Genomic DNA, 16,114 nt, shown 5'->3' with positions numbered 1-16,114 from the left:
TCGGGAGGCTGGCTATACGTCTTATGTTCCAAATGCGCGCTGCGGATGCTCACATTCCAACTCTTCTTATGGACGTCGAGTCCTACATAAATGTGTTGACCGGTAAAATCGAGTTTGTTTACAATGCTCATGGCAAGCCTCCTTTGAATGTTTTTGTTATGGAAAACAAAAGATACCATCCAAATTGAGAGCTTGCCGCCTTTTTTAAACATTATGTCTGAGCCGCCGGGCGAAGAATTCCTGTGTTTTAACATTACGTTATTATTAGATTCTTCGTTTCACTCAGAATGACCTCGAATCTAAATTGCGCACTATGACACGGTCTCTTCTACCCGGCATCCATTTGCAGAGCGCCGCGTGTAGGAACCGGACCTCGGATCAAGTCCGGGGTAACAATACAGGATTTGCAGGATCTTTAAAAAAGCTCGCAGATATCCAGAATCCGGTCCACGTTGAACACCCGTTTTCCCCCGCGCACCCGACAATAAGCCTCCAGGCCGAGGAAGGGGTGTCCGCTGTATTCCATATCGCTCACCTGAAGGGGGAGAATCGTCCGCTTCGATTTTTCATCCTTCGCCTTGAGATAGACGATATCGATATCCCGTTCCTCACGAATGGCCCGGTCAAGCATTGCCTTCTTGTCCTCCCGGGAGAGTTTTTTCTCCGCGATGCGATACTGGCAATCCGTGAGAAATTTCATCACCTGCCAGTCCACCATGATGTGCCGCTTCTGAATGGGTTTGCGCAAGACGATCCCTTCGAGAGCCGTGCAGCGTGAGAGGGCGACGTACATCTGCCCCGGCGCGAAGGTCCCCCGGCCGGCGTCGATGATAACCCGGTCGAAGGTTTTCCCCTGGCTCTTGTGGATCGTCACGGCAAAGGCCAGCCGGAAGGGATACTGGGTGAAGGAGCCGATGGTTTCCGAAGCGAGCTGATCGTCCTTGACCACGAACCGGAAGATCTGCCAGGTGTTGGGGGCGATTTCCACCTCCTCGCCGCCTTCCAGCTCGGCGCAGATGAGTTCTTCTCCCTCTTCGTCCCTGGTCATCCCCGTGATCCGGCCGATGGTCCCGTTGATCCAGCGTCCGAAGGTATCGTTGTTTAGGAGCATGATCTGGGCCCCGATCTTGAAGTGCAGTTCCTCCGCCGTGGGCAGGTACTCCCGGCCGAAGTTCCCGTCGATATAGCCCCGCACGGTCCGGAGCTTCCCCGGCAGTTGCTCCAGATGCTCTTCGTTGATCCGATCCGCCAGGTCGTTGGTGCTTGTCAGGCAGATATAGAAATCCTCCGGCGAGGAGGCAAAGTGCGGATCGACTCTGCTGTTCAGAATTTTCAGGTCCTCGTCGGTCACACTTCGGTTGCGGACGGCGTTTAGGATCCGGATGAATGCATCGTCCTGCTGACGATAAACCTTCTCCAGTTCCACAAAGACCAGTTCCAGTTCGCCGAAAACGGCGGCGCTGAAGAAGTAGGGCGTCCGGTAGCACAGGCGAAACATGTCCTTTTCTTTGTTCCCCAAAACCGGCGGTAACTGGTAGAGATCACCGATGAAGACCATCTGGATGCCCCCAAAGGGTTCCTTATCGGTTGGGCCGTTCAGGCGGAGGAAGCGGTCCACGCAGTCCAGGAGGTCCGCCCGGACCATGGATACCTCATCGATGACGATCGTGTCGAATTTCTTGTAGATGCTGTTCCCGTCTTTTTTGCGTTTGCGCCGGATGGACTGAAGCGTCACGTCCGGTTTGAAGCCGCAGAAGGAGTGGATCGTCTGGCCTCCGACATTCACCGCAGCCACCCCCGTTGGCGCAAGGATCGCGACACGCTTTTTCGTATGCCCGTGGAAGTAATTGAGGAGGGTCGATTTTCCGGTTCCCGCCCGCCCGGGGATGAACAGATGCGACCTTGTGGTCTCCATGAGATCCAGGGCCCGTTGGAACTCGGCATTGAATTCAATCCTCGTCATCGTCCGGGTCTGCATGGGGAATCTCCTGGTCAGTTTTATTCATGAATAAGTTACCGGAATGCCATGTTTCTTATATTCTGCGAACAGGCTGAAGTCAACAAAAGACCACCCTCGCCGATTCGCGCGGTTCGCTGCTTTTTCCTTGCCGTCGTGATGAAATTCCTTAATCTCGGTTTCAAGCAGTTGACATTTATCTTATAGCGATTAAATTTTATCATGTTTTCATTGCCGTGAAAGGACAATCGCTCGGGAATTCAAAGAAACCACCCCACCAGAAAGGAGGACGCACCATGTCGATCAATTGGATTACGTCATTCGAGGACGGGCTGGAAAAGGCCAAAACAGAGGACAGGCTGGTCTTTGTCGATTTCTTCAACCCCAACTGAATCGGCTGCAAAAGGATGGACGCGGTCGCGTACCCAGATCATGCAGTCAGCGAGTTCGTCAACACAAATCTTATCCCCCTCCGTATTTCCTCCGTCGACCACGAACTGGCCGTCGAATACCGCATCAAGTGGACGCCGTCCCTGCTGATCCTGGATGCAAAAGGCGTGGAACACAACCGCACCCTGGGTTTTTTCTGGCCCCAGGAACTGATCCCCTCCCTGCTTTTGGGTATGGGGAAGGCCTATTTCAATAAATCGGACCGCGTAAAAGCGGCTGCATACTTTGGCCGCATCCTCGCGGAATTCCCGAAGAGCTTCCAGACACCGGAGGCGGTCTATATGAAGGGTGTTTCGGATTACCTCGCGACGAAGAATGCGGCCGACCTGATCGGCATCCACGACCGGTTGTCCGCCGAATTCCCCGAAAGCCAGTGGGCCATGCGGGCGAACCCGTACAGTTTTTTGAAGTAAGCGGATAAACCTAAGCAGGTTTTAAAGTCGCTTTTGACACATTATGCCCGGTAAAGGCAGAGTCCATGGACTCTGCCTTTGGTTTTAACTTTTCTGCATCCCCTGTTTTCGGCCATCCCTTGGCATCTGACCATATCCCGTCATTGCGATTCTTTCTTTTCATGTCGACGGCAGGGAGAAATCGTGCTTTTCTTTCTTCCCTGTCATTTCGAACGAACGTGAGAAGTCTTTGTTTGCTCTAAGATTTCTCGTCGCTTCGCTTCTCGAAATGACATGGAGGGTGTTCCTCGAGATGACAGGGAAGGTGTTCCTTGAAATCATGGAAGCTGCTCCTCGAAATGATAACAAAATGAGCAGGGGGGGGAATCCTAAACCATCCAAAAAGCAAGCAGGACCGGACCGAGCATGAGCCAGGCCGACACATCGAGGCCCAGCAGCGGCACCAGGACCAACCCGGCCAGAAGCGACGCCAGGCACCCGCCGAACAGGTCCGCTCCGTACAGGGGCGCAATGACCTGCTGCTGATCCTCCACACGGTGAAGACTGGCAAAGGCGAACGCGGCGGCCACGAAAAATCCCGAGGCAAAAAGCAGCAGCACCGTTCCCGAAAGACCCAAGGGTACACGTCCCCAGATCAAAACGGCAATCCCCGCGGTTAACAACAAAAATCCCGCCAGAATCGCCGGCCCCCAACCTTTCCAGCCGCCCGCCCGCTTCATCCCCCAATTAACCACGAGGGAACCCGCCGCCAGGCCGGCCATGAAGGCCGTAAGGAGCAGTCCCAGGTCTCGGTACAGCACCCCTGCCTTGACCTGATAGTAGAGAATGAGCATCGTTTCCTGCACCATGCCGACAAAAGCCGCCGTGAAAACGAGGACACCCCGTCGGAGTTTCTCCCGCCTGCGGGCAAAACCGGAAACCAAAGCCAGCCCCAGCAATGCCAACCCGGAAGCGGTAAGCAAAGCGCGACCGGAAATGGAGATGTCGAGGCCTCCCAGGGCCGGGAAGAACTTCGACAGCCACATCAGGAGGGTGTAGCGGTAGCACAGGGGCCGCACATCCGTGTTCGGGGTGACCCCTGCTTGCTGCAGGTCGCCGTTGATTTCGCCAAAGCGGTTGTTCGTGTACAGATAACGGAGATACTGCGGCGACACGAGCCGAGCGGACACATTCCGTTTTTGCCAGCGATCGACGAGGATTTCCGGTGACGCCGGCAGAGCCGCGGCCGAGGCCAGGATGACATTGGTTGCCCCCGGAAGAAAGATAACCTGGGGGAAAACCTGTTTCAGGGCGGCGTGGACGCTCCGCATCCGTTCCCGCAAAACAGGCGTCCAGAAGTTTTCTGCCGACCGCAGACGGAGAGCCAGCACACCATGAGGATTCAGGCACGAGGCGCAGAGGCGAAAAAAATCCTCCGTGTAGAAACGGTTGGTCTGTCCCGTATCCGGCTCGGGCATGCCAACGAGGATCAGGTCGTAAGAGTCGGGCTGTTTCAGATATTGTCGGGGGTCGGCATAGGCAAGGGAGACGTTTTGCGCCTTCAGGGATTCTTTAATGACAGCGGGTAGATAGGATCGAACGGTATTCACCAGGACGGGATTCAACTCCACCGCTGTAACCTGACGGGGGTGATGCTTCTGCACTTCGCCGATCAGACCTTCCATGACGCCGCCCAACAGGAGCACCGATCCCGGCCGGGGATGCTGGAGCATGGCCGGATGGACGAACGCCTCGGCGGAGGTGCCTTCCATCTCGAAGGCCAGGGTGTCGTTCTCATAAACCGCCACCTGACCGGCGAGACCCGTCACGGTGACCCGGCCGTAGGCCGAATCGCGGCTGGCCAGGAGATCGGGGTGGTTCCAGGCGGTTGCATGCCGGTCAAAGATGTCCACCCGCAACAGGAGGGAAATCAGCAGGATGGATAGAATCAAAGCAACCGTCCGGAACGGATGATCCGGCTTTTTCAAAGGAAAAACGACACCCAGCAGGGCCGCCACGCTGCAGAGGACGGCGATGGTCAGGTTCGGGATGCCCCAGAGGAGAAATCCCGTCGCCAGAAGTCCCCCGACCACCCCGCCCATGCACTCGATGGCGTAGGCGGACGCCAGTGTCCTGCCGTTTTGGCAATGGGATCGTGCACATTCATAGAAAAGCCACCCCAGCAGTATCCCCGGCAGCGATACGGCCAGCATGACAATCCCGAACTGTTGGTAGAAGGGGAGATAGGCCCCCGGCACGCCGGCGAACAGGACCCGGCTGCCACGGATGAAGAAGACGTCCAGAAGCAAAAAAACCGCCCACAGGAGAAACAGGGCGGGCATGGTCCAGGCAGCGGCGACGTTGGTCCGCGAGCCGATCCAGGTCCCGGCGGCGCTCCAGAGAAGCCAGACCCCCAGGGCCAGGATGTAGAAAAGCTCGACGCCGTACAGGGCGACGTTCAACTCCCGGAGCAGCACCACCTGTCCCAGAATCGAAATCAAGCCGACGATGAAAAGGGAGAGGGTGTTCATGGCGAAAACCCTATAAGGAAAGGTGTTTTATGCTCCATCACCGGCAAGGCCCCCTCGACCATCCCGTCGTCATTCTCAATCCTTCCTTTATCACTTCAATCTTCTCTATTCCCCGTCCTCCCTTTATCATTTCAACCTTCCCTATTCTCAATCCTCCCTTTGTCCTTTCGACCTTCTCTTTGTCATTTCGACCGCAGGGAGAAATCTTTAACAAGTCTATACACTTCCAGCTTCCGATTCGACGATTTTTATCTCTTCCTCCGTCAAATCATACAGACGATACACGAGTTGATCGATCTGCCGGTCCGTCGCGTCGATCTGCCTTTTCAGCACTTCTGTGGTCTGGGGCACCTTGGATTCTGGTAGTTTTTTGTTCAATTCCAGCATTTGCTCGACCAGGCTGACCATCTGGTCATGCAGGGCGACATCGGCGGGATCGGCGAAGTTGATGGTGCGGATGGGAAGTTGTTCGATGAACTGTGTGAAGTAGCGGAAAAAACCTCCACGCAAAGTCGTACTCACCCGTTTGAGAAAAAAGTCCAACACTTTGCTATTTAAAAGTCCCAAAATGTACTTGAGATTTTCAGGAATAGATTCTTTCAAAGTGATTCCATACCCACTAGTAAAACTGTATCTGCCACTTTCATCCAGAGCAAAGGACGCATGATTTGCAATATCAGGAACAAGAATTTTGGGTGAAGTCATGACCTCGATATTCTTCGGATAAATATAGCCGTACCAAAGAGGCCCCTTCATTCTGCAGTGCTCGCGTTTCTCAAGGTATGTCCTGTTTTCGTTAAGATATGCGTAAACATAGGGAAAGCTTAGTTCAAGTTCATCCTCACTTATTAGTTCTGTGCGTCCAGCTTTGACTCGATAGGGGATGATCACAGCTTGGCCAGATGGCAAAATTTGATACGGTTTTATTTCTCGCCCTTTTAAAAACGGCGAAACCAAATTTATTTCTAATGGCACAACTCGATCCAACTTTTTTGACTTTGCTTGAAGCATATTTTCATCTTCCGAAACTAATTCAAGAACATAAACTTCATTGGCACTTGTGCGGATACCTTGAGCTATCCGGTCCGCTAAATCTTTCAAGGAAACTGGCATCTTGCTTAACCATTCAAAGAGCGTCGCACCCTGTCCTACTGAAAAGGTCCACATGTTGGATTTTGCCATTTCGGCCAAGATTTCGACCTCACTGATCGAACCTTTTCTTCTCCAGTAATCCAGATCGAGAACATCGGTATAAATAAACCGGTCTTTGCTGGATTTGCTCAGAAACATTAAGCAAGTGTATGTCGTCGCACCATTAAAAACCTGCTGGTCACCAAAGTGGACGATCCCAGCCAGGTGCTTACCGCCGGCAATCAAATTGCGTAAGGGCTCGCCGTATTGGGCTTGGAAGAATTTATGCGGCAAAATGTAACCCATTTTGCCCTGCTTGTTCAGTAATTGTAACGCCCGCTCCACAAAGACAACGTAAATATCATAATTCCCCTTACCGGCAGATTTGTAACGCTGTTTGTAGAATTCGACTTCGGTTGGCGCCCATTCTTTCAAACCCTGGATTCTTACATACGGCGGGTTCCCGATCACGGCGTCAAATCCGCCGTTCTTCATAATCTCCGCGAATTCGGTGTTCCAGTCGAAGGCATTGATCCGGAAGATTTCCTCTTCGACAAAAAGATTTAACTGTTGGTGATCGTAGAAATCAGGACCGATCAGGGAATTACCGCATTTGATGTTTTTCGACAGGTCCGGCAGCACCCGTTCATGGAACAGGCGCATCTGCTTGCCGATGCTCTGTTCGTCCTCGCCTTCCAGAACCTTGAGCAGCAGGGAGAGCTTCGTCACCTCCACCGCCTGATGATCGATGTCCACGCCGTAGATGTTGTTCAGCAGGATGCGTTTGCGTTCGTCGGTGGTCAAGCGCCATTCCCCTTTCGGCGAAAGGTAAATGCGGGGTGTTTTGCCTTTATCCCAGTTCTCCGGTCCGTCATTGATATAGGCGTCCCGGTGCCAGTCCAGAAGAAACTGATAGGCGCCGATGAGAAAGGAACCCGAACCGCAGGCCGGATCCAATATTTTCAGGTGACTCACACCGCCCCTGGGGCCGGGTTTCTTCCCTTCGACCAGCTTGCCCACGGTGTTTTTGACAATGTAATCGACAATATAGGCCGGTGTGTAATAAACGCCGCCCGCCTTCCGCACCTCCGGTTTTTCCTCGATTTTGGCCTGATGCCCGGAAGTCAGGCGAATGACCTTGCCGAGGAATTTCTCGTAGACCTGTCCGAGTATATCGGCCGGCAGGACGGAGAATTCGTAAGGACTTTCGGGATAATAGAGGTTCTTGAAAATCTCCTTCAGCGGTTTATCGTCGATTTGCAGATTCGGCGTCAGGTTGTCGAAAGTCTCCCGGTCTTTTTCTTTCTTGAAGTGAAACAGGCCGGAATTGTACTTGTCGTCCGCCTTGTTAAAAAGCTGGAACAGACGTTGATAGACATGTTCGCCATTGCGCAGCGCCATCAGGCCGCCGTAGGTTTCGATTCCCCGATCCTCGCAAATACGCAGAAACACGATGCGGTCGATGGTTTGCTGAACCGCATAATTCAATTCACGCTGGGTCAGGGAAGGATTGCGCAGGGCGATGTTGCGGGCCAGGAGTTCCCGCCACTGTTCGATTTCCTGCAGAAATGCGGCATCGACTTCGGTTGTGCCTTTTTTGATTTTTTTGGACTCGACATATTTGTCAAAGGAACCCTTCAGGATGGCTTCCCGGGAAAAGATACCGGCGATTTCCTCCCAGCGGTCGATGTAATCCGTGTATCGCAAGATCAGGATACGGGAGTGGGAAACCTTGTCGGTTTTCAGGGGTTTAAACCGGCAGTCATAAACGGCGAAATCTTCGAAGTCCGTCAGAATACTGAGGGGGAGTTTGGCGCTCCAGCCATAGCGGCGCAACTGATAGGCCGGGTTGGTCTCTTCCTGGATATTGACGGAGGGTTTTTTTGCTTCCAGAAAAAACTTGCGGGCGCCGCCGATCCGAAAGCAGTAGTCCGGGGCCTTGGTCACGCCACCGACTTTGACGGCATCTTCGTGAATGACATCCTTGTAGGCTTCGGCGTAACCCTGCTTGTTGGTAATATCCCAGCCCAATTCCTCGAAAAACGGGTCGATGAACTCACGGCGCGTCTGGGTCTCGTTGTAGGAACCTCTTTTGTATTCTTCCAGATTGTTATCAAAGATTTCGACCAGTTGCTTGACTCGATCAGGTGCGTTCATGTTTGAGCCGCTTTCTTGGACATTTGTCGATATTTGAATAACCCTGTATGTCTCTCCATGCGATCGAGGGGCTTTCCACAGCTTAAGGACGGCACTCCGCCGCAGAAGCAGGAACAGCGAAAAGGAGTGGCACCTGTCCCGGAACAAAAATCAAGCCGATGGTGAAAAGGGAGACGGTTCATTGAGAATACCTTGCCAGGCCTATTCACGAATGAAAAAAGCACATGTCCTCGGCATTTTAAACGGGCATCATTCGGCGACGGGTTTGACTGTTGGTTTCCGTGGTCTGATTCGCCTTCGGCGTATTTCGTTTGGAAGTAAAAACAACCTGCCGGCGGTTTTTTCGAGGGCGTAGCGGAAAAGATCCGTTGAAAATCTCCTGTATCCACGCGCTTTTCTCAATTCATTAATTCTACCCAGCGCTAAAGCACGTTCCAGACCATCGATTATCCAAACAGGTGCGTTTTTCTTCCGGGCAATCCGCAGAGTGGCGTCGAGAGAAAATGCCTTTAATTCCATGCGCCGCCAGAAATCCCGGGGCAGCTTTGGAGGAAATGATCCGCATGACCGCAAAACTCCGGCCATTTCGAGCGCTGTCATGGTTCTTATACATTTTACACAAAAACCGCAATTGCCGCTCCCCCCGCGTTTGTTGACACAAACACGAAGTAAGCGCAGTGCTTCGGGGTACAATGCGATCGTGTCCATGATTTTGGTTACCCGATCCGCATTTGCGCCGTCATGAATGATTTCCATATTCTCGCTGGACCAAAGAGGGTCAATAACCGGGTGGCTTCCCCAAGGCATCAGATTCGACCAGGTTGCACTGGAGGGAATGAGAGCCTTGTGCAGGCCACCCCCCAAGGATAGGGCGGTTGCCACCAGTGCGGAACCGTGATATTGACGGGACCAATTCAAGGGGAAACAATCCCGTATATTGGTCCTGCCGCAAATGGCTTCTTTATTCCATATTCGGGCTGCTTCATGAACATGGTCCATCACGGAACGTTCCCGCCCATCCGTGAATTCACTCAAGGGTACTTCGAAACCCATCATGTAGATCAGGTGCGAAATGCGTTCCCGTCCGGGAACGTCCTCCTCATGACAGAGCAGGGTATGGAAAGAATCAACGCCAAGGGAAAAAAATGACCCAACGCCGTTTCCCTCCGCTCTGGTTTCATGGAACCGATCGGCTCGTATCTGAATTTTTTTCAATGTCTCCGGGTACCAGCAATTGAAAATTTCCTGAATACGCGGCAAGTTTCCCCAAAGCCTTTGTGAAACCGGCGGAAGGATCTCCAGGGTTTCGCTGTTGGTCATGGCGGGTAACAACAATGCGGCCACGAAGGGGTCGGCGCTTTCAATAACCATAGGAGCAAACTGCTCAGGGTACTCGAAGAAAACGTCTTTTTCGCCTTCACGGGACCTTACAAGGCCTGTAAGCCGCACCATGTTGCCAATAATCTCTTTTTCTACGGTAACAAGTTCCATAAAAACCCGCCCTGTGTTTTAGTGTGTGGATATCGAGATCGTTTCCCAAGGTGAACCCATCGTCAAGCAACGTGTTTTATCGGGAAACATAGGGTGGTTTGCCGGTCGTGTCAACTTCATTGTTGAAAACATTCCGATTCATCGTTCTAAAGACTGTCGGTGGCATTAGGATAACGGCGCATAATAAATATATGTTGATGGATTTGGATGTAAAATCTGAATGTTTCCTTCCTGAACCCATAAAAACCTTTTCAGTACGCATTTGTTTCGCTATGATGACTCTACAATCATCCAAGCCGACAAAAATTTAATTGAGGAAACGTATCGTCTGATGTAAGCGGATCGTTCTGTTGGCAGCACTTCTGATACTCAAATTGTCCGGCTGATCCTCTGGGTGAACATGAACCGTATAAAACTATATTGGTCGACCAGCCTGCAGAATGGCAGAAAGAACTTCGGTGATTGGCTATCCCCTTTGCTCGTGGAGGCAATCTCGGGATGCCAGGTGGTTCACGCCAGGCCGAACGATTGTGATTTAATGGCTTTGGGCAGCATCCTGGCAAAAGCGAAGAATTATTTCTGGAACCGAAAAATCGATATTTGGGGAACCGGTTTAATCGGCGACATCGGCGTGTTCCGTTCCCCTCATCGTATTCACGCATTGCGGGGACGGAAGACGGCCGCCGCCATATCGAACCAGAGGATCATGATTTTGGGCGATCCCGGGCTCCTTTGCCCGATGCTTCTTCCGGATAATACGGGACGCCGGAAAAAATATTCGGTTGGTCTCATTCCCCACTATGTCGATCAAGGTGATCCTGTGCTTGAAAAACTCTGCAACCGATATCCTTCCTTTACGATAATCGACGTTTCCCAACCTCCTTTGCAGGTTATACGCCATGTCGCTGCGTGTGAGATGGTTGTTTCTTCCAGTCTGCATGGTTTGATCATAGCGGACGCGTATGGCGTTCCCTCTCTCTGGATGAAGCTCTCCAATAAGGTCTGGGGTAATGATTTCAAGTTTCATGATTATTTCAGCATTTACAGCCAAAAGGAGGTCATGCCTTTTGTGCCGCTTGAAACCACAACTGAAAAAGACATTATGAATCTCGCGGAATCGGTCAGCAGGCCCGGGATCGAAGAGATTAAAAAATCTTTATATCGATCCTTTCCCTTTAAGAGATAACGGGGCGGACATGCCGGTTCAAAATTCTTCACATAACGCTGTTCATTTTATCAGAAAAGGCCATTTCAAAATCTGGTATGTCAACAGCCGGAAAGTTTCCCCCCTTCTTGGACGGATGCTCCCAAATCCGGAGGCGGTTTTCGGAGAGGCAAATGTTCTGTTCGGTCAGGGGAGCGGTTGCGAAGCTTTTCACACACGCTTGTCCGGCCATGATTATTTTCTTAAACGCTATAGTTGCCCAGGGTGGTGGTACCGTTTAAAAAACGCTTTCCGTCGCTCCCGTGCCCGTCGTGTATGGTCTTTATCCCATCGTCTTTTACGTTTTGGCTTGCCCGTCGCGCGTCCCCTCATTCTTTTTGAAGAACGCAGATATCGTCTTCTCGGGCCGGCTTACCTGGTCACCGAATTTCTTTCGGACCACAGAACCTTGACGGATCTTTGGAACACGATTGGCCGTGAAGAACAGGATGTTCTCGTACGCCATACGGCGACAGCGCTGGCTCAGATCCACAAACGAGGATACATTCACGGTGATACAAACTGGGACAATATTCTTTTTAACAGCCAAGCAATCACTCCCAAAATCAGATTCGTTGATCTGGATTGCGCCAGGAGGTTCTTGAAATTTTCTTATAAAAGGGCGGAGCGGGATTTGGGTCATTTCGTGCGCGACTTGGAGCGCGATTGCAATCAGGGAGCCGACAGGGTTGATTTATTTGTTTCAACATGGCGCAGCGTTATAAAAAAACAGCCGTCTCGGGATCGTCCGGATGACACCAGCCAATCGATGGGGATGGATGTATGAAAATCGGGTTGGTCTGTAAATATTTTCTGTCCTCCAAAGGAGGGCTTGAACGCGATACCATGATGCTGGCTGAAGAACTGGCAAAAAGAGATCATGAAGTTCATGTGTTTTGTTACCGCGGTGAACACCGGGCAGGCGTTACCGTGCACCCTGTGCCGATGATCCCTTTTGCATCCCCCGCCAAGAATATTTCCTTCGCCATCATGGCGTCACATCGTTGTTCCACAGTGAAACTGGATGTGGTCCAAAGTATGGAACGCATCTGGTCTCAGGACATTTATCGAACCTCGGACAGCATCAATCCGATTCAAATGGAAACGAAATATCCGAACCGTATCATTCGCTCATTGAAGGCGGCCGGGCCACGACGACAAGCCTTATCGTTGCTTGATCGAAGGATTTTTCATAAGGGAGGGGCAAAATTAATCCTGGCAATCTCCAACCTGGTCAAGGAGCAAATCATGACTCACTACCGGGTTCCGGAGGAAAAGATTGTTGTCATTTACAACAGTGTCGACACAACCAGGTTCAATCCGTTTCTGGCGGATTCATTTAAGGGGGAAATGCGTAAAGAACTTGCCATCAAACCCGGCGAGAAGGTCATTTTATTCATGGGCAACAATTATAAACTGAAAGGCCTGCCTTTGCTCCTGGAGGCATTGACACGCATAAAGGACCGATCTTTCGTGCTTGTCGTTGCAGGAACAGATCTGACAGACCCGTACAGACATTTTGCGAATCAGCACCACATAGGCGGCCAAGTTCGATTCATCGGACATTATGAATACCCGGAAAGATTATATGCGGCAGCCGATATATTTCTGTTTCCGAGTCATGGTGATACCTTCGGCAATGTCTGCCTGGAAGCCATGGCCTGCGGGGTTCCCGTCATTGTGTCTCGAACGGCCGGGGCCAGCGAAATAATTGACCACGGTCTGAACGGCTATGTTCTGCGGACAGGGGAAAGCGAGGAACTGGCCGCAAGGATAAAAGAATCAACGAATCCGGAGAATCATGCCATCATGAGCGGGGAAGCGGCCAGAAAAGCCGCCGAATTTACGATTGACCGCCATATGGACCAACTCTTCGCTTTATATGAACGTATCCGGGAGTTGAAAGACCGTGAACGTCAATAACCGTGGCATTGTCGTCGACACGCTTCCAGGAATGATCGTAAACCGGGAGTACCGGTCTTTGCTTGAGGCTGTGGGACTCAGTGATTTCGATCGTGTCTATGGATTCCAGGGCGGAGAGACCGTCAAAGAAATCAGGGAGCGCCGCATATGCCGTATCGAGCTCTCTTCGGGCAATGAATCTCGAGTTTTTTTCCTCAAGCGCCATAAAGCGGAACGACCGCCGATTTGGAGTGGAATCAAAGGGCTATTGCTGTTCCGCAACGCCTCGTCGGGCATGACGGAATTTCAAAATATTTGCGATTTCAGGGGAGCGGGTATTGCGACTGCGGCACCGGTCGCCGCCGGGGAACGCAGGATTTCGCCTCTATGTTATGAATCCTTCCTCATCACGGAAAGTATGGAGCCTTTCGTGTCATTGGAGAGGTTAATTCAGTGTCACCCCGAGCGATTCGAAGGCAATGGAGGACAGGCCGATAAAAACTTGATATTAAGGGCCATCGCCGATCTGATGAGAGTCATGCACGACGCGGGATTGAATCATCTGGATTTCAACGCCGACCACCTGATGGTTGGCCCGGGGGAGGAAGAGGACCCTTTTCGGCTCGCTCTCCTTGATTTTCAGCGGGTGGACCGGAGAAAATGGATGAAGGGCAGATGGTTCATTAAAACGATGGCTGAAACCTTCTATACGCTGCCGGATCCCGTCTTCACCGAAACGGACAGACGGTTTCTTTTTGAACGGTATCATGATCGCCCCGTTAAAAGTTTGTGGGATCGTTTTGCCTTGAAGTGGGTGATTCGCAAGGCAAAACGTATCGGTCGGCATACGGAAAAAATCATCGCCCGGAAAAACGCCGCACCCCTTCAATAAATCCGTCATGGCAACATGAATTTATCCGGAAGCCTCTCGTATTCAAAGGTTCCAGAGTATGCCATTGAGGTTGCATACGTTTGCAGAGGCGTCTGCTCAATCTGAATGGTCGGGGATTGTATCTGGTTTCCCGACGGCGAAAACCCGGATATCACAGGGGCCAACGTGAATCTGCATATGGTCCGATTTGGTTTCGAAGCCTGTGCCGTCGATGCAGTCTTCCATGCGCAGGAAGGGCCTGCCCGGGATCAAAGTCGAAAGATGGATGAAAAAGTAGTACGGATTCCGAATATCCAGATTGGCAAAGATTAAAAATCCGCGATCACCGCGTCTGTTCGGCCGGCGCAGGGCGCCCAGCACGGCCCCATGTCTGTTGTCAATCCAGTCGAGATTCCCTGCTTCATGGAAGATAGGGGATGAGCGGAGGAGACGGTTGATGGCCCCGATCCTTTCGGCAATCCAGGCATTTGTTGAAAACCGGCATGGCGCCCTGCGGCCCATGAAGTTGATCTTTTCAGGATATCCGTGCTCGGTCCCCTGAACAATTCCTGTTTGGCCTGTTCCCATCAGGGCGGTTACGGCATAACGGGGGACAGCCGCTTCCGCCTTCCCGAAAAGCTGGGCCGGCGCACCCGTGTCGTGGGTGGTGATAGGAAGGTAAAAACGGACCTTAGTTCCGATGTCATGAATGTAAGCGATATAGTTTCTCAGGTTCTCCGCGTAGGGGTATTCCCACTGGTTGGCCAGAAAAAGGTTGATTTGCCATTGTGCCGCTTTTTTGAGAATCGTGTTGGAATCGGTAAAAAATTCCGCGGTGACCGCCAGATTCGGGTAAGTCTGACGCAATGCTTCCAGTAATTCCGTGATAAATCCCTCATGACTGGAATGGAGGTTGTCCAGGCGGACCATGCCACCTGTTAAATCTGCGAAGTATGACCAGAAAAGGGCATACTTTTTCATATAGTCCCAGATATCATTGCGGATGTCGGGATGGGGGTGATCGTAATAAATTTTTACCAGATCCTCCCACTTAAGCCAGGCATTCATGTGCCAGCACCCGGACCGCTTGAAACCATCCTTTTCCGTTTTGTCCGGCACGATCCATTCCGGGCACATCCGCACCATTTTGCTGCCGGTCCCTATGTGGTTCAGGACCAGGTCAAAACAGAGACGTATGCCGATTTCCCGTGCTTTTTCCGTAAACGTCCCAAACAGGGAAAAAGCCGAATCCTGTTCATTACCTGTGTAGGCACGGTCGATGGAAAAGAGATCACAGGCGGCATAGGGGCTTTCCGTATTGTCGCGACTCGTCAGGGGGAGGAGATGAAGGGTATTGAAACCCAAGTCGGCAATCCCGGGAAGAAGGGCGATCCAGTCCCTGATCGTTCCGGAAACGGATGGGATCAGGGTATACATTCTGATATCCTTGATGTACTCCGGATCGACAATGACGCGGCTGAAGGGGGCCCGGTCCCAGTACCAGGTTTTCCCATTAGCCAGAGAATATTTAAGCTTGAATTGATAGTTGCCGCATTGCCTGACCGGACAGGAGAGATGGTAACCATCCATTCCTCTTGAAAATTCGATTTCCCGCCATTTGTTTTTCGGGCAATCGATATTGGTGTGCAGGAACACCCTGGCCCCTGCCGCCTCTTCCAGAAATTCGATGTTCAGCCGGAGTTCATCATTCTGATAGAGGCGGCAAAAATCCTCGGGCACGACGGAAAAGGAACGACGCAGAAACCCCTCTCTCCCGATTCTCATGTTCCGGGATTTCAGTTTGGGAATTGCGAAAGGAAGGAATTTATCCGAGATTTCTATGGTGCGACTCCATCAATTTTCCCAAAATATAACAAATTTGCGGGGAATGGCAATGAAAATCAAGGAACTTCCCCTCATCATGACGGAAAGCAGTCTCTCCTGCGGCGCATCTCCTTCCCGCGTGCGTTTCCCGTTTTTTCTCTATTCTGTCGCATAGATCATGCGCCGTTCGATGGCTCGTGGAGT

At 51.8% G+C, this 16,114-nt stretch carries 10 protein-coding genes; 5 read left to right on the top strand and 5 right to left on the bottom strand.

What is annotated here, in order from left to right:
- Positions 1-415: 415 nt before the first annotated feature.
- Positions 416-1,963, bottom strand: a complete 1,548-nt coding sequence (locus GX147_01525) for an AAA family ATPase (GenBank protein NLN59390.1) — start codon at positions 1,961-1,963, stop codon at positions 416-418.
- Between the two features lie 401 nt (positions 1,964-2,364).
- On the opposite strand from GX147_01525, the gene GX147_01520 reads away from it, so the two are divergent.
- On the top strand, positions 2,365-2,820 hold the full coding sequence (locus GX147_01520) for a hypothetical protein (GenBank protein NLN59389.1): 456 nt from the start codon (positions 2,365-2,367) through the stop codon (positions 2,818-2,820).
- A 368-nt stretch (positions 2,821-3,188) separates the two neighbouring features.
- On the opposite strand, the gene GX147_01515 is transcribed toward GX147_01520, so the two are convergent.
- The 3 genes from GX147_01515 to GX147_01505 form a co-directional block, all read right to left on the bottom strand.
- Entirely contained in the window at positions 3,189-5,330 is a 2,142-nt protein-coding gene (locus tag GX147_01515; protein NLN59388.1) for a hypothetical protein, read from the bottom strand.
- A gap of 216 nt (positions 5,331-5,546) precedes the next feature.
- Positions 5,547-8,618 carry an N-6 DNA methylase gene (locus GX147_01510; protein ID NLN59387.1) on the bottom strand — a complete coding sequence of 1,024 codons (3,072 nt, stop codon included), beginning with the start codon at positions 8,616-8,618 and terminating at the stop codon, positions 5,547-5,549.
- Between the two features lie 249 nt (positions 8,619-8,867).
- Entirely contained in the window at positions 8,868-10,109 is a 1,242-nt protein-coding gene (locus tag GX147_01505) for a hypothetical protein (protein ID NLN59386.1), read from the bottom strand.
- A gap of 400 nt (positions 10,110-10,509) precedes the next feature.
- Here GX147_01505 and GX147_01500 point away from each other — a divergent pair, with 400 nt between their 5' ends.
- The 4 genes from GX147_01500 to GX147_01485 are packed head-to-tail and all read left to right on the top strand — an operon-like array spanning position 10,510 to position 14,107.
- Positions 10,510-11,295 (top strand): polysaccharide pyruvyl transferase family protein, encoded by a 786-nt coding sequence (locus GX147_01500; GenBank protein NLN59385.1) that lies wholly within the window; start codon positions 10,510-10,512, stop codon positions 11,293-11,295.
- A gap of 10 nt (positions 11,296-11,305) precedes the next feature.
- Positions 11,306-12,100, top strand: coding sequence for a hypothetical protein (locus GX147_01495; GenBank protein ID NLN59384.1), 795 nt, complete (start codon positions 11,306-11,308; stop codon positions 12,098-12,100).
- The gene (locus GX147_01490) at positions 12,097-13,236 is read left to right on the top strand and encodes a glycosyltransferase family 4 protein (GenBank protein NLN59383.1); all 1,140 of its coding nucleotides are present in this window, start codon (positions 12,097-12,099) and stop codon (positions 13,234-13,236) included. The genes GX147_01495 and GX147_01490 overlap by 4 nt, the downstream gene beginning before the upstream one ends.
- Positions 13,223-14,107 carry a hypothetical protein gene (locus GX147_01485; GenBank protein NLN59382.1) on the top strand — a complete coding sequence of 295 codons (885 nt, stop codon included), beginning with the start codon at positions 13,223-13,225 and terminating at the stop codon, positions 14,105-14,107. The genes GX147_01490 and GX147_01485 overlap by 14 nt, the downstream gene beginning before the upstream one ends.
- 96 nt (positions 14,108-14,203) lie before the next feature.
- Here the strand turns inward: GX147_01485 and GX147_01480 are convergent, their stop codons facing one another.
- Positions 14,204-15,871, bottom strand: coding sequence for a hypothetical protein (locus tag GX147_01480; protein NLN59381.1), 1,668 nt, complete (start codon positions 15,869-15,871; stop codon positions 14,204-14,206).
- Between the last annotated feature and the right edge of the window lie 243 nt (positions 15,872-16,114).

The organism is Deltaproteobacteria bacterium (genome assembly GCA_012522415.1).
Taxonomy (GTDB): domain Bacteria; phylum Desulfobacterota; class Syntrophia; order Syntrophales; family JAAYKM01; genus JAAYKM01.
Note: the sequence above shows the minus strand (reverse complement) of the source record. Positions and strands in the feature narration are given on the sequence as shown.

Bases quoted from the DNA above. Each gene is read 5' to 3' on its own strand.
- GX147_01525 (NLN59390.1), bottom strand. From the start codon at position 1,963: ATGACGAGGATTGAATTCAATGCCGAGTTCCAACGGGCCCTGGATCTC.
- GX147_01520 (NLN59389.1), top strand. From the start codon at position 2,365: ATGGACGCGGTCGCGTACCCAGATCATGCAGTCAGCGAGTTCGTCAAC.
- GX147_01515 (NLN59388.1), bottom strand. From the start codon at position 5,330: ATGAACACCCTCTCCCTTTTCATCGTCGGCTTGATTTCGATTCTGGGA.
- GX147_01510 (NLN59387.1), bottom strand. From the start codon at position 8,618: ATGAACGCACCTGATCGAGTCAAGCAACTGGTCGAAATCTTTGATAAC.
- GX147_01505 (NLN59386.1), bottom strand. From the start codon at position 10,109: ATGGAACTTGTTACCGTAGAAAAAGAGATTATTGGCAACATGGTGCGG.
- GX147_01500 (NLN59385.1), top strand. From the start codon at position 10,510: ATGAACCGTATAAAACTATATTGGTCGACCAGCCTGCAGAATGGCAGA.
- GX147_01495 (NLN59384.1), top strand. From the start codon at position 11,306: ATGCCGGTTCAAAATTCTTCACATAACGCTGTTCATTTTATCAGAAAA.
- GX147_01490 (NLN59383.1), top strand. From the start codon at position 12,097: ATGAAAATCGGGTTGGTCTGTAAATATTTTCTGTCCTCCAAAGGAGGG.
- GX147_01480 (NLN59381.1), bottom strand. From the start codon at position 15,871: ATGAGAATCGGGAGAGAGGGGTTTCTGCGTCGTTCCTTTTCCGTCGTG.